The following is a 20402-nucleotide window of genomic DNA, read 5'->3' on the forward strand; positions in this document are numbered from 1 at the left end:
GGGCCGATGGGAAGTCCTCGGAGGAAAGGCACAGCAGCCCTTGATCTCTCGAGCCGAACAGGCGTTTGAGCATGGCAACGGACACCACACCCGTCGGCCGCGCCCAACGCATCGTGCCCGACCGCGCCCGGGCCGACCTCCGGCGGGCCGACGGTCTAGGCGGACAGCAGTTGCACGCAGGCGCGGGCGATCTCCCACTCCTCGTTGGTGGGGACGACGTAGCCAGCAATCGCGCTGGCGTCAGTGGTGATCCGGCGCTCCGCTCGCGCTTCGTCGGCATTCGCCGCACGGTCCAGCTGCACGCCCAGGACCTGCAGTCCTGACAGCACCCGCTCCCGCACGTCGATGCTGTGCTCGCCGATGCCGGCGGTGAAGACGATGGCATCGACCCGGCCGAGCGCGACGGCATACGCGCCGAGGTACTTGCGGATGCGGTAGGTCATCACCTCCAGCGCCAGCGCGGCGTTCAGGTCCCCTTCCACGCAGCGGCGTTCCACCTCACGCAGGTCGCTGGAGCCGCCCAGGCCCAGGAGCCCACTGTCGAAGTTCAGGGCATGGTCGTATGCCGGAGGGTCGAGTGCCTCGACCCGCGCCAGGTAGGCGCCCATCGCCGGGTCGACGTCGCCGGAGCGGGTGCCCATGACCAGCCCCTCCAGCGGCGACAACCCCATGGACGTGTCGACGCTGGCCCCGCCGGCGATGGCGCACGCGCTGGCACCGTTGCCGAGGTGCAACACGATCAGGTTGGTGTCCGCCGGCTCCCGGCCGAGAAGCTCGCACGTCCGGCGGGACACGTAGGCGTAGGAGATGCCGTGGAACCCGTAGCGACGGACGTGGTGCGCATCACGCCACTCCAGTGGGACGGCATACGTCCTGGCGCGCGGGGGCAGGGTGTGGTGGAAGGCGGTGTCGAAGACCGCCACCTGCGGAAGGTGCGGAAACACCGTCATGGTGGCGCGGATCCCGGCGAGGTTGGCCTGGTTGTGCAGCGGCGCCAACGGTTCCAGGCCCGCGATGTCGGCGAGGACCGCCTCGTCGATGAGGACCGGGTCGTGGAAGCGCGGGCCGCCGTGCACCACGCGGTGACCGATGACCGCCGGTCCTGCGTCGGCCAGGTCGGGACGTTGGCGGGACAGGTCCTCCAGCGCGTCCCGCACGGCGGCCTCGTGGTCGGCGGGGCCGGTCGCGCCGATGTCCTGGACGTGCCCACCGGCCAGGGAGGTGCCGTCGGTCGGGTCGAGCAGCTGCCAGCGCACCGAGGAGGACCCGGCGTTGAGCACGAGCACCGGGCCGCTCACCCCGGCAGGCCCGACCATGTCCAGGTGGCGATGTCGGGCAGGTCCTTGAGGTGCTCGCGGACGTAGACCTCGTGCTCCGCGAGCCGGTCGTCACACAGCCGCAGCAGCCGGTCCCAGCCTGCCGGGCGCACGCTGGCCCGGCGCAGGGCCTCCTTGGCGAGGTGGAACCGGCTCATCCGGTTAAGCACCACCATGTCGAACGGCGTCGTGGTCGTCCCCTGCTCGCTGAACCCGCGCACGTGGAACCGCCCCGGGTGGCTGCGGCCGTGGATGAGCTGGTGCACGGCGCGGGCGTAGCCGTGGAAGGCGAAGACGACGTGCTGGTCGGCGGTGAACAGCCCCTCGAACTGGCTCTCGGAGTAGCCGTGCGGGTGGTCGTTCTCCGGCAGCAGCGCCATCAGGTCGACGACGTTGACGAAGCGCACCTTGAGGTCGGGCACGTGCTCGGCGAGCAGCTCGGCGGCCGCGAGCGCCTCCTGGGTGGGGACGTCACCCGCGCAGGCGAGCACGACGTGCGGAACCTCCCCCGCCTGTGCGGTGCTCGCCCACTGCCAGATGCCCGCGCCCGCGGCACAGTGCCGGTTGGCCTGCTCGAGGGTGAGGTACTGCAGGTGGGGCTGCTTGTCCACGACGATGAGGTTGACGTGGTCCGTGCTGCGCAGGCAGTGGTCCATCATCGACAGCGCGGTGTTCGCGTCCGGCGGCAGCCACACCCGGACCACCCCGGGCGCCAGCGGCAGCAGCGCGTCGATGAAGCCGGGGCCCTGGTGGGAGAAGCCGTTGTGGTCGTTGCGCCAGCAGGTCGAGGTCAGCAGCACGTTGAGCGAGGACACCGAGGCGCGCCACGGGAGCGTCTGGGCGTGCTGCAGCCACTTGGTGTGCTGCACCGCCATCGAGGCAGAGATCATCGCGAACGCCTCGTAGGTGGCGAACACGCCGTGCCGCCCGGTGAGCGTGAACCCCTCCAGCCAGCCCTGGCACAGGTGCTCGCTGAGGACCTCCATCACCCGGCCGTCCGGACCGACCTGCATGTCGGTGGGCCTCGGTGGGGTCATCAGGCAGCGGTCCGTCACCTCGAACACCGCCTGCAGCCGGTTGCTCGCCGTCTCGTCGGGACAGAACAGCCGGAAGCTGCCTCCTCCGTCACTGCTCGTGGTGGCGGCGTAGATGTCGCGCAGGAACTCCCCGGAGGACTTGGTGTTCTCGAACCAGACCCGGCCCGGCGCGTCGAGCGAGACCTCGTACTTCGCCGTGTCCGGCAACGGCAGTTCCTCGCGCAGGCGCCCGCCGTTGGCGTAGGGCGTGGCGGACATCCGTCGGTCGCCGGCGGGCGCCAGCGCCCGCAGCTCCGGGACGAGGCGCCCGTCGCCGTCGAACTGCTCCTCCGGGTGGTAGGAGCGCATCCACTCCTCGAGCATCCGGAGGTGCTCGGGGTTGTCGGCGAGGCCGGCCAACGGCACCTGGTGGGCCAGGTTGGTGCCCTCGACCTGGTGGCCGTCCACCACCTTCGGACCCGTCCACCCCTTCGGCGTGCGCAGCACGACCATCGGCCACGAGTGGCGCACCGCCTCACTCGGCCCGCCGCGGGCGCGCGCCGACTGCTGCAGCTCGCGGATGTGGGCGTGCCCGCTGCGCATCGCCTCGTGCAGGGCCGGGAAGACCTGTCGCGGATCGTCGCCCTCGACGAACACCGGCTCCCAGCCCTGGCTGCGCAGGAAGGCCCCGACGTCCTCGTCACTGGTACGACCGAGCTCGGTCGGGCCGGCGATCTTGTAGCCGTTGAGGTGCAGGATCGGCAGCACCGCCCCGTCGCGACGCGGGTTGAGGAAGTACGGCAGCCGCCAGGATGCCGCGAGCGGCCCGGTCTCCGCCTCGCCGTCACCGATCACGCAGGCGACCATCAGGTCGGGGTGGTCGAACGCCGCGCCGGCCGCGTGGATGAGCGCGTAGCCCAGCTCGCCGCCCTCGTGGATGCTGCCCGGCGTCTGCACGCTCACGTGACTGGGCACCCCACCGGGAGAGGAGAACTGGCGGAACAGCCGGCGCATCCCCTCGGCGTCGTCGCCGACGTGCGGGTACACCTCCGAGTAGGTCCCTTCGAGCCACGCGTTGGCCACGAGCGCCGGCCCGCCGTGCCCCGGGCCGGTGACGTACAGCCAGTCGCTGTCGGTCTCGCGGATCACCCGGTTGAGGACGGTGTAGATCGCCGACAACCCGGGGCTGGTGCCCCAGTGGCCCAGCAAGCGGGGCTTGATGTCCGCCACGGTCAACGGCTCGCGCAGCAGCGGGTTGGATTGCAGGTAGATCTGCCCCACGGTCAGGTAGTTCGCCGCGGCCCACCAGCGCAGGTCCAGCTCCAGCCCCTCGGTGGCGTATTCCGGTGACGTCTCGGACGACATGTGCCCATGCCACCACGGCGCCGGGAAGTTCTCTAGGGGAAAGTCCGGCCCAGCGCGCTCGCCCGGCCGCCGCGCAGCGGCGGGGTAGCCGCCCGGGCGCCACGGTGCAATTCCGCGGAATCGTGCGTGTCGGCATACCTCTCGGCGCTACGTTCCGAGCGAAGGCAGCCATGACCCTGGCCGGTCTTCCTTCCGCTGGAGGCAGCCATGAAGCTCACCACCCTCCTTCTGGTCCTGTTGTTCGGCACGGCCGTGACCGGCGCCTGTGCGCTGGACACGGCACCGGCCGTCATACCGCCCAACGAGGTGCACCGTGCGAGACCCGCGTCGGCGGGGCAGCAGGGGCGGGTGGAGAAGGCCAAGCCACCGGGACGTTCCGCCGGTCAGCACCAGCACACGATGACCTCCGGCCAGCACCAGGCCACGAGCAGGTCCGGCTCGATGCCCGGCTCGTCCGCCGGCACGACGGACTACTGGAAGCAGGTGGCCGGCCGACCGTTCCACCCGAGCGGGACGGTGCGGACCTACTACGTCGGCGCCGACGAGGTGGTGTGGGACTACGCACCACGCGGGCGCAACGAGATCACCGGCAAGCCGTTCGACGACGTCGCCGGCGTCTTCGTCGGGCACGGCCCACAGCGGATCGGGACGCGCTACGTGAAGTGCCTGTACCGGCAGTACACCGACGGCACCTTCCGGCACCGGACCGTTCGGGCGCCGCGGGACGCCTACCTGGGCTTCACGGGCCCGGTGATCCGGGCCGCGGTGGGCGACACCATCACGGTCGTCTTCCGCAACGGCTGCTCGATCGGCGCCAGCGTCCACCCGCACGGCGTCTTCTACCAAAAGGCCTCCGAGGGTGCCCCCTACGCGGACAACACCTCGGGCAAGGACACCTACGACGACGCGGTCCCGCGGGGCGGCAAGCACACCTACACCTGGCTCGTCCCCGACCGGGCCGGCCCTGGCCCGCACGACGGCTCCTCGGTGATGTGGATGTACCACTCGCACACCGACGAGGTCTCCGACACCTATTCCGGGCTGCAGGGGTTCATGGTGATCACCGCGCCGGGGATGGCCCGCGCCGACGGCAGCCCCAAGGACGTGGACCGTGAGGTGTTCGAGCTGTTCTCGGTGATGGACGAGAACAGCAGTGCCTACCTGGCCGAGAACATCCGCCGCTTCACCACCGAGTCGGTCGACCCCGAGGACGACGACTTCCACGAGTCCAACCTCATGCACTCCATCAACGGCTACGTCTACGGCAACCAGCCGATGCTCACGCTGCGCAAGGGCGAGCGGGTGCGCTGGTACCTCATGTCGATGGGCACCGAGGTGGACCTGCACACGCCGCACTGGCACGGCAACGACGCCCTGGTCGGCGGCATGCGGATGGACGTGGTCAGCCTGATGCCGGCGACCATGATCACCGCGGACATGGTCCCCGACGACCCCGGCGTGTGGCTGTTCCACTGCCACGTCAATGACCACCTGACGGCGGGCATGGTCACCCGCTACCACGTGCTGGGCTGAGCTACTCCCACTCGATCGTGCCCGGGGGCTTGCTGGTGACGTCCAGCACCACCCGGTTCACCTCGGGGACCTCGTTGGTCACCCGGGTGGAGATGCGCGCGAGCACCTCGTGCGGCACCCGCGTCCAGTCCGCGGTCATCGCGTCCTCGGAGGACACCGGCCGTATGACGACCGGGTGCCCGTAGGTGCGCCCGTCGCCCTGGACGCCCACGCTGCGGACGTTGGCGAGCAGGACCACCGGGCACTGCCAGATCTCCCGGTCGAGCCCGGCGGCGCTGAGCTCCTCGCGGACGATCTGGTCGGCGGCGCGCAGGGTGGCCAGGCGATCGGCGGTGACGGCGCCGACGATGCGGATCGCGAGGCCGGGTCCCGGGAACGGCTGGCGCCAGACGATGCCCTCGGGGACGCCGAGCTCGAGACCCACCTGCCGGACCTCGTCCTTGAACAGGGTCCGCAGCGGCTCGACGAGCTTGAACTGCAGGTCCTCGGGCAGGCCGCCGACGTTGTGGTGGCTCTTGATGTTGGCGGCGCCCGCGCCGCCGCCGGACTCGACCACGTCGGGGTAGAGCGTGCCCTGGACGAGGAACTCCACGGGGTGGCCCTCCGCGTCGGCGGAGCCCACGACGTCACGGGCCGCCTGCTCGAAGACCCGGATGAACTCCCGGCCGATGATCTTGCGCTTCTGCTCGGGGTCGGAGACGCCCTCGAGGGCGGACAAGAAGCGCTCCTGCCCGTCCACGACGACGAGGTCCACGCCGGTGGCGTCGACGAAGTCCTTCTGGACCTGCTCGGCCTCCCCCTGGCGGAGCAGGCCGTGGTCGACGAAGACGCAGGTGAGCTGGTCCCCGACCGCCTTGTGCACGAGCGCGGCCGCAACGGAGGAGTCCACGCCGCCGGAGAGGGCGCAGAGCACGCGGGCGTCGCCGACCTGCTCGCGGATCTGGTCGACGAGCTCGTCGACCACGTTCTCCGGGGTCCAGTCCGGCTCGATGCCGGCCCCGCGGAGCAGGAAGTTCTCCAGCACCCGCTGCCCGAAGGTGGAGTGGACCACCTCGGGGTGCCACTGCACGCCGTAGAGGTGGCGGTCGTCGTCCTCGAAGGCGGCCACCGGGGTGCCGGCCGTGGCGGCCGTGACCCGCATGCCCTCGGGCACCCGGGTGACCGAATCGCCGTGGGACATCCAGACCGACTGCTCGTCCGGCTGCCCGTTGAACAAGGTGGAGTCGGTGTCGTTGATCTCCGCGGGCGTCGAGCCGTACTCGCCGAGCCCGGTGTGGGCGACCTCGCCGCCGAGCGCCTGGACCATCGCCTGGAAGCCGTAGCACATGCCGAACACCGGCACGCCGGCCTTGAGGAGGGCGGCGTCGAGCCCCGGCGCGTCCTCGGCGTAGACCGACGACGGGCCTCCGGAGAGGATCACCGCGGCGGGGTCCTTCGCGAGCATCGCGCCGACCGGCATGGTGTGCGGCACGACCTCGCTGTAGATCGCCGCCTCACGCACCCGGCGGGCGATCAGCTGCGCGTACTGCGCCCCGAAGTCGACGACGAGCACCGGCTTGGACTGCAGGGGTTCGCTCACGACGCAAGGCTACCGGCCGGCATACCGGACTCAGTCCGGCTGGTCCCCCGTGCGGAGCTGGCTCTGCGGGGCCTGCTCGGGGCGGGCGGGCTGGCTGCCTTCGGCCGTCGAGAGCTCGGCCTCCACCTCGGCGGCGACCTTGCGCTCGACGAAGAACGGCAGGATCGGCACGACGCCGGCGAGCATGATCCGCACCATGCGCACGAGGTTCCAGCGCATCTTGAAGCCCAGGTTGGCCACCGAGACCACGTAGACGAAGAAGATGACGCCGTGGATGGGGCTCCACGCGTTCGACGGCTTGGGGTTGTGGAAGCCGTAGTGGATGATCACGACGATCACCAGGATGAACAGCGCGATACCGGCGAGGGTCGCCATCACCTTGAAGAAGCCGAGCGCCTTGCGGGCGGCACCGACGTCGAGGGGACGGGCGGCAGGGCGGGCCTGCTCAGACATGTGCTCTCTCATTCGTGTGTGTTGCGGGTTCCGGAGCGGGGGTCTGCTCGCGGTGGGCCTCGTCCCGGAGGACGCGGAGGTACATGTAGCCGGCGAACGCGGCGAACACCCACCACTGCAGGGCGTAGGCGGCGTTGCGCTTGTCCAGCTGGACGGTGGGCACGGGCGGCGGCACCCGTTGCAGCGTCGAGGAGGCGGCGGTCGCGGCCGGCTTCTCGTGCAGCTCGAACACGAAGGCGTTGTAGATGTCGCCGCCCCAGCGGTCGAGGAGCAGCGGCAGGTCCACGGTGCTCAGCCGACCCTTCGGCAGGCTCTGGTCGCTCGGCTCCTCCCCCGGGGCCAGCGCGCCGGTCACCGTCACGGTTCCGGTCGCGGCCGGTGGCGGGGCCTGGCTGGGGTTGCGCACGAACCCGCGGACGACGGCGAGGCGGGCGCCGGTGGCGTCGACGACCAGCGGGGTCACCACCCACGCGCCGGTCCTGCCGTGCAGGCGGCGCGGGGTGACGAGCACCTGGCCCGAGGAGTCGTAGTGGCCGGTGGCGGTGACGCGGCGCAGCGAGCCGTTGTCGGGGAACGGCTGGTGCGGACCGACGACCGTGGTGAGCGGGGTGACCGGACGGGCCTCGGCCGCCTTCATGGCGTTGACCCGTCCGTGGTCGCGGGCGACGCCGAGCTGCCACACCCCCAGGCCGGACATGACCGCCATGCTGGCCAGAACGAGCGCCAGCAACCCCAGCATGCGGGGTCGCAGGGCCGTCCGGAGCACGCCCTCAGGCTACGTGATCGGACTGGGTGCTCCGTGCCGCCCGCCGGGCGGCTAGGCGGGGCTCTTGACGCCGTCCGCCGGGGCCGGCGTGTCGTCGTCGAAGACGAGGATGCTGCCGCCGTAGCAGGCCACCCAGACCGAGTGCGTGGCCGGTACGTAGGTGACGCCGATCGGGTGGATGTCGGTCTTCACCGTGCCCAGCGGCGTCATGTCGGACGTGCGGATCTTCGTCATCGTGGCCTCGTTGTAGTTCACGACGTACAGCGCGCGACCGTCCGGCGAGATGGCCATGCTGCGCGGCTCGGCGCCGGTGGTCGCCGTGTCGACGATCTTCCCGGTGCGGGTGTCGATCTTGGACACGGCGTTGTCCCCGGTGCTCACGCCGTACAGCCAGCGGCCGTCCGGGGAGATGTCGAGGTGGCGCATCCGGTCGCCCGGGGAGACGAAGATCGGCGCCTGCTTCGGTGGGTGGACCAGGTCCACCCGGTAGACGTGGTTGGTCCACATCGCCGTCACGTAGGCGGTGCGCCCGTCCGGGGCGACCGCGATGCCGCGGGGCATCGGGCCGATCTTGACGGTCGCCACCTGTCGGGCCGTCGCCCGGTCGACGATGGACAGGGTGTAGTCGCACCAGTTGGTGACGAGCACCTTGCTCTGGTCCGGGGTGATGGCCACGTACTTCGGGACCGCGCCCACCTTGATGACCTGGTCGACGGACATGGTCGTGGTGTCGATCCGGTAGAGGTAGCTGGCGTCGTAGCCGTCCTTGGGGCTGCACACGTCCAGCCCGTGCGGCCCGAAGCCGTTGCCGTACATCGAGTAGTTCGACACGTAGGCGTAGCGCCCGTCCTTGGTGAACGCCCCCTCCACGGGTGCCCCCTGCGAGATGCCGGGGTGACCCTTCACGCCGAAGGCCGACAGGTCCACCGAGTCCGGGATCGTGGCCAGCAGCTTGCGGGTCCTGGCGTCGTAGGCGGTCACCGTGTGGCTGTACATCATGTTGTTTGCGATGACGATGCCGTGCTGGGAGGACACGACCGACTTGGGCGTGATCGCCCCGGTGATCCGGTCCACCCGGGTGAGCACGGTCCGGTCGCTGCGGTGGCCCTCCGTGGTCGCCTGCGTCCCCCGGCTCGCGGAGGGCGACGGACTCGCCGACGGACGCTGCGACGGCGCGACGGAGCGGCCGGTCCCCTTGGGGCTGCCCGCTACCCGGTGGCCGGGGCCGCCCTGCGCGACGGCGGGGCCGTCGTCACGCACGAGGGAGGCGAGAGTGCCGCCGGCCACGACCAGGGCGGCGACCAGGAGGAGGACGACGAGGGCGGCGGCGCGCCGGCGACGCCGGAAGACGGCTTCCTGTCTGAGGTGCACGATCAATTCCGTCCGGAGGGTGAGTGTCCGGCAGCCTAGGGTACGGGGAAATTCAGTCGAATCGGCGCACCCACGCGGCATAGCGTGGTCGGTCTGATGCGGAACCTTCCCTACGACGACCCGGGGACCCCCGACCTGCGCAGCCCACTGCGGTTCCTGCTCTGGGTCCTGGGGGGCCAGTGGCGTACCCAGCTGCTGGCGCTCGGCTTCGGCGTCGTCTGGATGGTCGGTCAGGCGTTCTTCCCCGCCGCGGTGAGCCGCGCGATCGACGATGGCATCGTCGCGCACGACAGCAGGGCGCTGCTCCTGTGGGGCGGCGCGCTCCTTGCCCTCGGCGTCCTCAGCGCGCTGTCGGGGGCCGCTCGGCACCGCTACTCGGTGGAGAACTGGCTGCGCTCGGCGTTCCGCTGCATGCAGCTCATCGGCCACCACAGCGCCCGCGCGGGTGAGGCACTGCCGCGCACGATGCCCACCGGGGAGGTCGTCGCGACCGTCGCCTCCGACGCCGTGCGCCTCGGCGGCCTGTATGACGTGTCCGCGCGGTTTGGCGGCGCGGTCGTCAGCTATGCGGTGGTCGCCGTGGTCCTCCTGAGCCAGTCGGTGCCCCTGGGCCTGGTCGTGCTGCTCGGCGTGCCGGTGCTCGTCGGCACGCTGTCGCTCATCGTCCGCCCGCTGCAGCAGCGGCAGGCGCACCAGCGCGAGGAGTCCGGCAGGCTCACCACGCTGGGGGCCGACACGGTCGCGGGACTGCGGGTCCTGCGCGGCATCGGCGGTGAGCAGACCTTCCTGCGCCGCTACGTCGCCCAGAGCCAGGAGGTGCGCCGGGTCGGCGTGCACGTCGCGGCGGTGCAGGCGACGCTGGAGGCCGCACAAGTGCTGCTCCCCGGCTGCTTCGTGGTCCTGGTCACCTGGCTGGGGGCCCGGTTCGCCCTGACGGGCAGCATCTCGGTCGGCCAGCTCGTGGCGTTCTACGGCTACACGGCGTTCCTCGTGATCCCGCTGCGCACGGCCACCGAGTTCGCCGACCGGGCTACGCGTGCCCTCATCGCGGCCCGCAAGGTCATCCGCGTGCTCGCCGTGGAGCCGGACACCCGGGACGACGAATCCACCCCTGCGGAAACGGAACTCGGCAACGGGCCGCTGCACGACCCCGACAGCGGCGTGACGATCCACCCGGGCCGGCTCACGGCGCTGGTGTCGGCGCGGCCGGCCGAGACCGCCGCGCTGGCCGACCGGCTCGGCCGGTTCGGCCCGCAACCGACCCCCGCCACCCTCGGCGGCACGGCGCTGGCAACCGTGCCGGTGCAGCAGGTCCGGTCCCGGATCGTGGTGAGTGAACCGGACCCACGCCTGTTCACGGGGACGCTGCGCGAGGAGCTCGACCCCAGTGGCCGGCACCACGACACCGCGATCCTGCTGGCGCTCGCGGTTGCCAGCGGCGAGGACGTGCTCGAGGCGTTGGCGGCATCGTCTCGTGGCTCCTTCGACGGCGGCGCCCTCGAAGCCGCACTCGACAGCCCGGTCGAGGAGCGCGGCCGGTCGTTCTCCGGCGGCCAACGGCAGCGGATCGCGCTCGCGCGGGCGTTGCTGACCGAGGCCGAGGTCCTCGTCCTGGTGGAGCCGACCAGCGCGGTGGACGCCCACACCGAGGCGCGCATCGCCCAGCGGCTGCCGGCGGCCCGCGCGGGCCGGACCACGGTCATGATGACCGCGAGCCCGCTGCTGTTGGACCACTGCGACGAGGTCGTCCTCATCGAGGACGGTCGAGCGGTGGCGGCCGGCACCCACCACGAGCTCATGGTGAGCTGCCCGGCATACCGACGCGTCGTGACGCGAGGAGAGGAGGACTGACATGGCACTCACGGTCGAACCGACCAGCCGCACCCTGCCGGTGGCTGACATGCGGTCCGTCCGCCGGCACACGGCGGCGATGGTGCGCGAGCACGGGCGCACGCTGGGCACGGTGGTGAGCCTGCACGCGTTCGCCGCCCTGGCGGGGCTCGTGGCGCCGCGGCTCGTCGGCATGCTCGTCGACGGTGTCACGCACGGCACGTCGCGGTCGTTCGTCGACGAGCTGGCGCTCGTGATCGCCGTGGCCGTGGTCTTCCAGACGGTGCTGACGTGGGCGGCGAGCCGGGCCTCGGTCGTCATGGGCGAGACGGTGTTCGCCGAGCTGCGCGAGCAGTTCGTCGCGCGGGTCACGGCCCTGCCGCTGTCGACGGTGGAGCGCGCCGGCACCGGGGACCTGGTGTCGCGGACCACCAACGACGTCGAATCCCTTTCGTACGTGGTGCGGTTCGGAATCCCGGCGATGTTCGTGGCCGTCGTCACCACGGTGCTGACCGCGGTGGCAGCGGTCGCGGCTGGGCCGCTCGTGGCCCTGCCCATGGTGCTCGGCGTGCCGATCATCTGGTGGTCCACCAAGCGCTACCTGCGGCTGGCTCCGGACGGCTACCTCGCCGAGCGTGCCGCGTATGCCGTCGCCAACGGGGTCGTGACCGAGACGGTGGACGGGGCCCGGACCGTCGATGCGCTGTCGCTGCAGGAGCGCCGTCGGCAGCGCATCGACGAGGCGGTGCGCGGGTGCTTCGCGGCGGAGAAGTACACCCTGAAGCTGCGGCTGTGGTGGTTCCCTCAGGTGGACTTCGCCTACCTGCTGCCGGTGGCGGGTGCGCTGCTGTGGGGCGGCTGGCTCGTCTCCACCGGGCACGCGAGCATCGGCACGGTGACGACGGTCGTGCTCTACCTGCAGCAGCTCACCGGGCCGCTGGATGAGCTGCTGAGCTGGCTCGACGAGATCCAGGTCGCTGCCACGTCGCTGGCGCGCGTCATCGGGATCGCCGACGTGCCGCCGGACCGGGAAGCGACCGACGAGCAGCCGCACGGCCGGGACATCGAGGTACGCGAGGCGCGGTATGCCTACCGCGCGGGCCGCGATGTGCTGCGTGGTGTGTCGCTCGACCTGCGTCCCGGTGAGCGCCTGGCGGTCGTGGGTCCCTCGGGCGCGGGCAAGTCCACCCTGGGCCGGCTGCTGGCCGGCATCGACGGCCCCCGCGAAGGACGGGTGGACGTCGGCGGCGTGCGGCTGGTCGACCTCGAGCTCGACCGGCTGCGCCGTGAGGTGGCCCTGGTCACCCAGGAGCACCACGTGTTCGTCGGCACGCTGGATGACAACCTGCGCCTGGCGCGTCCCGAGGCCAGGCGGGAGGACCTGTGGGCGGCCCTGCGCGCCGTCGACGCCGACGGCTGGGCTGCCGAGCTGCCCGCCGGGCTGGACACGGTCGTCGGCAGCGGCGGCCACCGGCTGGGTGAGTCACAGTCGCAGCAGCTGGCGCTGGCCCGCCTGGTGCTGGCCGACCCGCACACGCTGGTGCTCGACGAGGCCACGTCGTTGCTCGACCCCAGGGCCGCGCGGCACCTCGAGCGGTCACTGGCGGCGGTCGTGCGCGGCCGCACCGTGGTCGCGATAGCCCACCGGCTGCACACCGCGCACGACGCCGACCGCGTGGCGGTGGTCGAGGACGGCGAGGTCAGCGAGTTGGGCACGCACGAGGAGCTCGTCGCCGCCGACGGCGCCTACGCCGCCCTGTGGCGGTCCTGGCGGGACGAGCCGTCCGGCCCGTCCCCGTCGGGAACCGCGCCTGGCGACCCGGCGACGGCGGTCGGCCCGGAGACCCATCCCGCCCGCTGACCGGACCCCGATGGCCGGACGCCCGCTGACCGGACCCCGATGGCCGACCGACGACCTCGTCTGTGGCGTGTCGCGGCGTTGTCGGGGGGCGAAACGCCACAGACCGGGTCGTCGGTCCGAGGTGGAGCGACGTGTCAGCTGCGCTGGTAGGGCGCCACGACGACCTCGACCCGCTGGAACTCCTTGAGGTCGGAGTAGCCGGTGGTCGCCATGGCGCGGCGGAGCGCGCCGATCAGGTTGGTGGTGCCGTCCGCGCTGTGTCCGGGGCCGAGGAGGATCTCCTCGAGCGAACCGACGGTGTCGACCGCCACCCGCTCCCCCCGGGGGAGGACCGGGTGGTGGGCCTCGGAGCCCCAGTGATAGCCGCCACCCGGTGACTCCTGGGCCCGCGCCAGCGCCGCGCCGAGCATCACCGCGTCGGCCCCACAGGCGACGGCCTTGACGATGTCACCGCTGCGGCCGACACCACCGTCGGCGATGACGTGGACGTAGCGGCCGCCGGACTCGTCCATGTAGTCGCGGCGCGCGGCGGCGACGTCGGCAATCGCGGTCGCCATCGGCGCCTGGATGCCCAGCGTGAGCCGGGTCGTGTGCGCCGCTCCCCCACCGAAGCCGACGAGCACGCCCGCTGCGCCGGTCCGCATGAGGTGCAGGGCAGCGGTGTAGGTCGCGGCCCCGCCGACGATGACCGGGACGTCGAGCTCGTAGATGAAGCGCTTGAGGTTCAGCGGCTCGGCGCGGCTGGAGACGTGCTCGGCCGACACCGTCGTGCCGCGGATGACGAAGAGGTCGACCCCGGCGTCCACGACGGTCTTCCAGAACTGCTGGGTCCGCTGCGGCGAGAGGGCGCCAGCAACCGTGATCCCCGCCTCGCGGATCTGCCGCAGCCGCTCCACGATGAGGTCCTCCCGGATCTCCGTGGCATAGAGGTCGCGCATCCGCGCGGTCGCCGCGCTCGCGTCGAGCCGCGCGATCTCGGCCAGCAGGGGCACGGGGTCCTCGTGGCGGGTCCACAGGCCCTCGAGGTCGAGCACGGGCAGGCCGCCGAGCCGGCCGATCGCTATCGCGGTCTCCGGCGAGACGACCGAGTCCATCGGCGCGGCGATGACCGGCAGGTCGAAGTGGTAGGCGTCGATCTGCCAGGAGACCGACACCTCTTCGGGGTCGCGGGTCCGTCGCGACGGCACGATGGCCACGTCGTCGAAGGAGTAGGCCCGCCGTCCCCGCTTGCCGCGGCCGATCTCGATCTCAGTCACGCGGCAAGGCTACCGGCGGCTACCCGACGGTGTAGTTGGGTGCCTCCACCGTCATCTGGATGTCGTGGGGGTGGCTCTCCTTGAGGCTGGCCTGCGTGATCCGGACAAACCGGCCCCGCTCCTGCAGCTCCGGGATGGTGCGCGCGCCGGAGTAGAACATCGACTGGCGGAGCCCGCCCACCATCTGGTGCGCGACCGCGGACAGCGGGCCACGGTAGGCCACGCGACCCTCGATGCCCTCGGGGACGAGCTTGTCGTCGCTGTCGACCTCGGCCTGGAAGTAGCGGTCCTTGGAATAGGACTGCTTGCCCCGCGACGACATGGCGCCGAGCGACCCCATGCCGCGGTAGGCCTTGAACTGCTTGCCGTTGACGAAGATGAGGTCGCCCGGGCTCTCGTCACAGCCGGCGAGCATCGAGCCCAGCATCACCGAGTCCGCCCCCGCGACGAGGGCCTTGGCGATGTCGCCGGAGTACTGCAGGCCGCCGTCGGCGATCACCGGGATGCCGGCCGGCTTGCAGGCCTGCGCCGCCTCGTGGATCGCGGTGATCTGCGGCACCCCGACGCCGGTGACGATGCGGGTGGTGCAGATCGAGCCCGGCCCCACCCCGACCTTGACGGCGTCCGACCCGACGTCGACGAAGGCCTGCGCGCCGTCGCGCGTGGCGACGTTGCCGCCAATGACCTGGACGTGCCGGGTGGCGGGGTCGGTCTTGAGTCGCTTGACCATGTCGAGCAGCATCCGCACGTGCCCGTGGGCCGTGTCGGCGACGAGCACGTCGACACCGGCATCGATCAGGGTCGTGGCCCGCTCCCAGGCGTCACCGAAGTAGCCGATGGCCGCGCCCACGAGGAGCCGACCATGGTCGTCCTTGCTGGCGTGGGGGAACTGCTCGCTCTTGACGAAGTCCTTCACCGTGATGAGACCGGCGAGCCGACCCTCGTCGTCGACGAGGGGCAGCCGCTCCCGCTTGTGCTTGCGCAGCAGCAGCGTGGCCTCCTCGCGGCTGATCCCGACGGGTGCGGTGATCAGCGGCGTCGGCGTCATCACCTCGGACACCTTGGTGCTCGCCCACTCCGCGACCGGCGTGAAGCGCAGGTCCCGGTTGGTGCAGATGCCCAGCAGCCGGTTGTCGGCGTCGACCACCGGCAGGCCGGAGACGCGGTACTCCCCACACCGTTCGTCCAGCTGCTCCAGGGTGGCATCGGGGCCGATCGTGATCGGGTTCGTGATGCGCCCGGTCTGCGTCCGCTTCACGAGGTCGACCTGGTAGGCCTGGTCCTCGGTCGACAGGTTGCGGTGCAGCACGCCGAGGCCGCCCTGGCGGGCCATGGCGATCGCCATGCGCGACTCGGTGACGGTGTCCATCGCGGCGGAGATGAGCGGCACGCGCAGGGTGATCTCACGCGTCAGCCGGGTGGTGGTGTCCACCTCGCTGGGCACCACGTCGGTGTGGCCGGGCAGGAGCAGCACGTCGTCGAACGTGAGGCCGAGGGTGGCGAACGGGGCAGGAACGGCGGCGTCGGAATGACTCGCGGGGGTCATTCCCCGATTCTAGTTGGGCTGCGGAGACGGCTCGTCTCCCGGTGCCGCGGGTGCCGACGCTGCAGGTGGCGAGGCTGCAGGTGCCGGCGTGGCAGGCGCCGAGGCTCCGGGAGTGGGGGTCTGACCGGTCAGCCCGGTCGGTGACCGCACCGGCGGCGGCTGCACGGTGAGCGACCGGTCGGGATGACCGGGCGGTGCCATGCCCACCCCGACCGGCGGCACGGGGTGACCTGCGTGCGGTGCGTGGCTGGCCGGCCCGTGCGGACCGGGCACCTTGACCAGCTTCGTGCGGGGCGGCGGCCCGGGACTGGTGCGCACCGGCAGTGGCGGGGCGGGAGTCGGCGGCACGAGCGACTGCGGCGGACCCTGCGGGGGCGACACCACCGGTGGCACCCGCAGCCGGGGCGCCGGCGCGGGCAGCTCCGCCCCGGACCCTGTGTCCGCCCCACCGGGCGCCGTGCCGGAACCGGGCGCCGTGCCGGAACCGGGCGCCGTGCTGGAGCCACCGGACGCAGGCGTCGCGCCCCCCGGCGCTGCTGCCGAGCCGCCCGAGGGGGAACCACCCGGCGAGGTCGCGGGACGGCTCGGGGCCGGACCCGGCCCGCCCGCGGACGGAGCGGCACCGGTGCCTCCGACGGGGCGCTGCGCCGGATCCGCCCCGGCCACCCCCGGCGCGCCGGAGCGCGCCAGCGCACCGGACGCGTCCGGCGAACGCGATTCCGCCGCCAAGGACCCGTGGCCGGCAGTGGGGTGGCCCGTGGAGGTGGGCACGGTGGTGCTGCTCGGCGTCGGGACCCCGGGAGCAGCGCTGGTCAGGTCGCAAGGCGGAGCGGTCGGGCCGGCCGGGAGGTGCTCGGGGACCCAGGGAGCGCCGGTGCTGCGTAGGAAGGGGCCGTGCAGGAAGTAGTTGCCCACGGCGCCGAGCTGGTGCAGGACCGGGACCCGCGTGTTGGTCACCGCAGCCGCCACCGTCCCACCGGAGAGGGTGAGGGCCATCGCGAGCGCCACGGAGGCCGCGCGCGCCCGGCGCCGGACCGGGACCGACAGCCGCACAGGTGCGCTCTCAACCACCGGGATCGCCACGCTCGCGTCAATGTGGCGGACCCATCCCTCGAGCAGTTCCGAGAGCTCGTCCTGCCCGGGCGCGCCGAGCCGCTGTCCGAGCGCGTCGAGCAACTGGTCGTCCTCGCGGATCGGGCCGAGCGGAGCGGGAGGCGTCATCCGGTGGCCCCCGCAGCCTCACCGCTGGAGGGCACGAGTCCGGGGTCCTCGTGCGCGAGGAGCGTGCGCAGGCGACCCAACGCCCGGTGCTGGGCGACGCGGACCGCGCCAGCCGTCATACCGAGCGCGCGTCCGGTCTCCTCGGCGGACAGTCCCACGGCCACGCGCAGGGTGAGCAGCTCGCGCTGGTTGTCGGACAGGCGGGACATGAGCGCCCACAGCCGCTCCGCGTCGTCGGCGGCGAGGGCATGCTGCTCCGGTCCCGCGCTGTCGTCGACCTGGTCGGGAACCTCGTCGGTGGGGACGGGTTGGCGCATGGCGAAGCGCTGGGCGTCGGCCACCTTGCGCGAGGCAATGGCGTAGACGAACGCCTCGAACGGCGCGCCCTTGTCCACATAGCGCGGCAACGCTGCCAGCACCGCGACACACACCTCCTGGGCGGCGTCCTGCGCCACCTCCGCCGCGCCGCCGAACGGGCCGAGCCGGGCCCACGCGTAGCGCAGTGCGAGACGGTGCACCGCCGCCATGAGCTGCTCGCTCGCCGCCTGGTCACCGCCACGGGAGGCGGCGAGCAGTTCTCGTAACGACGTTCGAGCGTCCGTGGAGTCCATCGGCGCAGCAGGGGTCGGCGTTACGCCTGCGACCGGTACGGATCCGGTTGTGCCCTCCTGCGCACCCGTCCCCCGCGGTGCGATGGGTGACGCTGCTGCTGTCGCGGCCCCCCGCGTCCTGCTGCTCCCCCTGAGCATGAACCACCACCCGAATTGATTCTTGGCGCAGACACCGTACCGAGACTTCTCCGATTGCGGAAACCGTCGTGTGGGTTTAGGCCCCCGGGGCGCGGGTAGTTCGCTCGACGTTGAGCCCGAAAGAACCCGTCGTCCCTCGTGGACCGACCCAAGGAGGCACCGTTGGCTGAGATCTCTCGACTGCCCGGACCCGTCGCCGACCTGTGGGACTGGCAGCTCGAAGGAGCCTGCCGCAGTTCGAGCCCTGACGTCTTCTTCCACCCGGAGGGTGAGCGCGGGCCGGCCCGGCGCAATCGCGACGCCGAGGCCAAGGCCGTGTGCATGCAGTGCCCGGTGCTGCAGCAGTGCCGCCGGCACGCCCTGAAGGTCCGAGAGCCGTATGGCGTCTGGGGCGGTCTGACGGAGGCCGAGCGCGAGGAGCTGTATGCCGCGTCGCCACCTGCCGAGGCCCCCTCGCTGTTCCCTGCGGCGAGCTGAGAGCCGAAGAACGACGGGCCGTCACCGAGAGGTGGCGGCCCGTGGCATGCCCTGATGGGATGACCCCGTGACCCCTGGCACCGACCGCACCGACCCTGCCCACCCCGTCGAGGCCGTGGACGGCATCGACAGCGCTGCCGAACCACGGCAGGTGATGATCCGTGACCAGGCGATCAAGCTCGGTCAGCTGCTGAAGCTGGCCGGCCTGGTCGAGGACGGCGTGATGGCCCGGACCCTCATCGAGGAGGGGCACGTGCGCGTCGACGGTGAGGTCGAGCAGCGACGTGGACGGCAGGTCGACCTCGGCAGCTTCGTCGACGTCGACGGCACGGTCATCCGGGTGACCTCCGGCTGAGACCCGCTCTCAGACCGGCCATCCGGCTGAGACCCGGTTTCCGACACAGACAGGACGAGGGCCCCGCACCTGCCGGTGCGGGGCCCTCGCGGTTGCTGGGCAGGACCCAGCGGACGGTTCGGGATCAGTGCCCGTGGCCGTGACCGTGTCCGGCGGCCGCGGACTCCTCCTCTTCCTTCTTCTCCACGACCAGCGTCTCGGTGGTCAGCACCATGGAGGCGATGGACGCGGCGTTGCGGAGCGCCGAGCGGGTGACCTTGACCGGGTCGATGATGCCGGCCTTGATCAGGTCGACGTACTCACCGGTCGCGGCGTTCAGGCCCTGGGCACCCTCGAGCGCGCGCACCTTCTCGACCGCGACGTAGCCCTCGAGGCCGGCGTTCTCGGCGATCCAGCGCAGCGGCTCGGAGACCGCCTTGCGCACCAGCGCCACGCCGGTCGCCTCGTCACCCTCACGCTCCACCTTGTCCAGCACCGAGGAGGCGTGCACCAGGGCGGTACCGCCGCCGGCGACGATGCCCTCCTCGATGGCCGCACGGGTGGCGGAGATGGCGTCCTCGATGCGGTGCTTCTTCTCCTTCAGCTCCACCTCGGTGTGCGCGCCGACACGGATCACGCAGACACCGCCGGAGAGCTTGGCGAGGCGCTCCTGCAGCTTCTCGCGGTCCCAGTCGGAGTCGCTGCGCTCGATCTCGGCCTTGATCTGGCCGACCCGGCCCTCGACGTCCGCGGCCGCGCCGCCACCGTCGACGATCGTGGTGTCGTCCTTGGTGACCACGACGCGGCGGCAGGTGCCCAGCACGTCCAGGTCGGCCTGGTCGAGCTTGAGGCCGACCTCCTCGCTGATGACCTGGCCACCGGTCAGGACGGCGATGTCCTGCAGCATGGCCTTGCGACGGTCACCGAAGCCGGGGGCCTTGACGGCCGCCACGTTGAAGGTGCCGCGGATCTTGTTGACCACCAGCGTGGACAGGGCCTCGCCCTCGACGTCCTCGGCAATGATCAGCAGCGGCTTGCCGGACTGCACGACCTTCTCGAGCAGCGGCAGGATGTCGGCGACCGCGGAGATCTTGCCCTGGTTGATGAGCACGTAGGCGTCCTCGAGGACGGCCTCCATGCGCTCCGGGTCGGACACGAAGTACGGCGACAGGTAGCCCTTGTCGAACTGCATGCCCTCGGTGAACTCGAGGTCGGTGGTCGCGGTCGAGGACTCCTCGACGGTGATCACGCCGTCCTTGCCAACCTTGTCGAACGCCTCGGCGATGATGCCGCCGATGGTGGCGTCCTGGGCGGACAGGGTCGCGACCTGGGCGATCTCGTCCTTGCCCTCGAGCTCCCGCGCGCCGCTGAGCAGCTCGTCGTTCATCGCCTGCACGGCGGCGTTGATGCCGCGGCCGATCGCGGACGGGGCGGCACCGGCGGCCACGTTGCGCAGGCCCTCCTTGACCATCGCCTGCGCCAGCACCGTGGCGGTGGTGGTGCCGTCACCGGCGATGTCGTTGGTCTTGGTGGCGACCTCCTTGGCGAGCTGCGCGCCGAGGTTCTCGTAGGGGTCCTCGAGCTCCACCTCGCGGGCGATGGTCACGCCGTCGTTGGTGATGGTCGGGGCGCCCCACTTCTTGTCGATGACCACGTTGCGGCCCTTCGGGCCGAGGGTCACCTTGACGGTGTTGGCGAGCGCGTCAACGCCGCGCTCGAGCGCCTTGCG

General features: G+C 71.8%; 16 protein-coding genes. 5 read left to right on the forward strand and 11 right to left on the reverse strand.

Annotation, left to right across the window (positions count from 1 at the left end; all coding sequences use genetic code 11):
- Positions 1-155: 155 nt before the first annotated feature.
- Together VFL99_RS16585 and VFL99_RS16590 are read right to left on the reverse strand one after the other, a co-directional pair.
- Positions 156-1316, reverse strand: a complete 1161-nt coding sequence (locus VFL99_RS16585) for an acetate/propionate family kinase (RefSeq protein ID WP_325107465.1) — start codon at positions 1314-1316, stop codon at positions 156-158.
- A complete protein-coding gene (locus VFL99_RS16590; protein ID WP_325107466.1) occupies positions 1295-3697 on the reverse strand; it encodes a phosphoketolase family protein in 2403 nt (800 codons plus the stop codon). The genes VFL99_RS16585 and VFL99_RS16590 overlap by 22 nt, the downstream gene beginning before the upstream one ends.
- Positions 3698-3904: 207 nt before the next feature.
- On the opposite strand from VFL99_RS16590, the gene VFL99_RS16595 reads away from it, so the two are divergent.
- Positions 3905-5230, forward strand: coding sequence for a multicopper oxidase domain-containing protein (locus VFL99_RS16595; protein WP_325107467.1), 1326 nt, complete (start codon positions 3905-3907; stop codon positions 5228-5230).
- 1 nt (position 5231) lies between these two features.
- Here the strand turns inward: VFL99_RS16595 and guaA are convergent, their stop codons facing one another.
- The 4 genes from guaA to VFL99_RS16615 are packed head-to-tail and all read right to left on the reverse strand — an operon-like array spanning position 5232 to position 9399.
- On the reverse strand, positions 5232-6809 hold the full coding sequence (guaA, locus tag VFL99_RS16600; protein ID WP_325107468.1) for a glutamine-hydrolyzing GMP synthase: 1578 nt from the start codon (positions 6807-6809) through the stop codon (positions 5232-5234).
- A 30-nt stretch (positions 6810-6839) separates the two neighbouring features.
- The gene (locus VFL99_RS16605; protein WP_325107469.1) at positions 6840-7262 is read right to left on the reverse strand and encodes a DUF3817 domain-containing protein; all 423 of its coding nucleotides are present in this window, start codon (positions 7260-7262) and stop codon (positions 6840-6842) included.
- Positions 7255-8028, reverse strand: a complete 774-nt coding sequence (locus VFL99_RS16610; protein ID WP_325107470.1) for an SURF1 family protein — start codon at positions 8026-8028, stop codon at positions 7255-7257. The genes VFL99_RS16605 and VFL99_RS16610 overlap by 8 nt, the downstream gene beginning before the upstream one ends.
- Before the next feature lie 51 nt (positions 8029-8079).
- A complete protein-coding gene (locus VFL99_RS16615) occupies positions 8080-9399 on the reverse strand; it encodes a YncE family protein (protein WP_325107471.1) in 1320 nt (439 codons plus the stop codon).
- 96 nt (positions 9400-9495) lie between these two features.
- Here VFL99_RS16615 and VFL99_RS16620 point away from each other — a divergent pair, with 96 nt between their 5' ends.
- Both VFL99_RS16620 and VFL99_RS16625 read left to right on the forward strand, forming a co-directional pair.
- A complete protein-coding gene (locus VFL99_RS16620) occupies positions 9496-11250 on the forward strand; it encodes an ABC transporter ATP-binding protein (RefSeq protein ID WP_325107472.1) in 1755 nt (584 codons plus the stop codon).
- A 1-nt stretch (position 11251) separates the two neighbouring features.
- Positions 11252-13090 carry an ABC transporter ATP-binding protein gene (locus tag VFL99_RS16625; RefSeq protein WP_325107473.1) on the forward strand — a complete coding sequence of 613 codons (1839 nt, stop codon included), beginning with the start codon at positions 11252-11254 and terminating at the stop codon, positions 13088-13090.
- Positions 13091-13224: 134 nt separating this feature from the next.
- On the opposite strand, the gene VFL99_RS16630 is transcribed toward VFL99_RS16625, so the two are convergent.
- The 4 genes from VFL99_RS16630 to shbA are packed head-to-tail and all read right to left on the reverse strand — an operon-like array spanning position 13225 to position 17724.
- Positions 13225-14346 (reverse strand): GuaB3 family IMP dehydrogenase-related protein, encoded by a 1122-nt coding sequence (locus tag VFL99_RS16630; RefSeq protein ID WP_325107474.1) that lies wholly within the window; start codon positions 14344-14346, stop codon positions 13225-13227.
- A gap of 19 nt (positions 14347-14365) precedes the next feature.
- Entirely contained in the window at positions 14366-15892 is a 1527-nt protein-coding gene (guaB, locus tag VFL99_RS16635; protein ID WP_325107475.1) for an IMP dehydrogenase, read from the reverse strand.
- A 9-nt stretch (positions 15893-15901) separates the two neighbouring features.
- Complete coding sequence (locus VFL99_RS16640; RefSeq protein ID WP_325107476.1) at positions 15902-17113, reverse strand: hypothetical protein; 1212 nt, start codon at positions 17111-17113, stop codon at positions 15902-15904.
- Positions 17110-17724: an RNA polymerase sigma factor ShbA gene (shbA, locus tag VFL99_RS16645; protein ID WP_325107477.1), complete on the reverse strand. Its 615-nt coding sequence runs from the start codon at positions 17722-17724 to the stop codon at positions 17110-17112. The genes VFL99_RS16640 and shbA overlap by 4 nt, the downstream gene beginning before the upstream one ends.
- A gap of 300 nt (positions 17725-18024) precedes the next feature.
- Between shbA and VFL99_RS16650 the strand changes: the two genes are divergently transcribed.
- Positions 18025-18339: a WhiB family transcriptional regulator gene (locus VFL99_RS16650; protein WP_325107478.1), complete on the forward strand. Its 315-nt coding sequence runs from the start codon at positions 18025-18027 to the stop codon at positions 18337-18339.
- Between the two features lie 67 nt (positions 18340-18406).
- The gene (locus VFL99_RS16655) at positions 18407-18694 is read left to right on the forward strand and encodes an RNA-binding S4 domain-containing protein (protein WP_325107479.1); all 288 of its coding nucleotides are present in this window, start codon (positions 18407-18409) and stop codon (positions 18692-18694) included.
- Between the two features lie 124 nt (positions 18695-18818).
- Here VFL99_RS16655 and groL read toward each other — a convergent pair.
- Positions 18819-20402: chaperonin GroEL (groL, locus tag VFL99_RS16660; protein ID WP_325107480.1), on the reverse strand; the 1584-nt coding region annotated here is incomplete at its 5' end.

This window comes from Segeticoccus sp., from assembly GCF_035708005.1.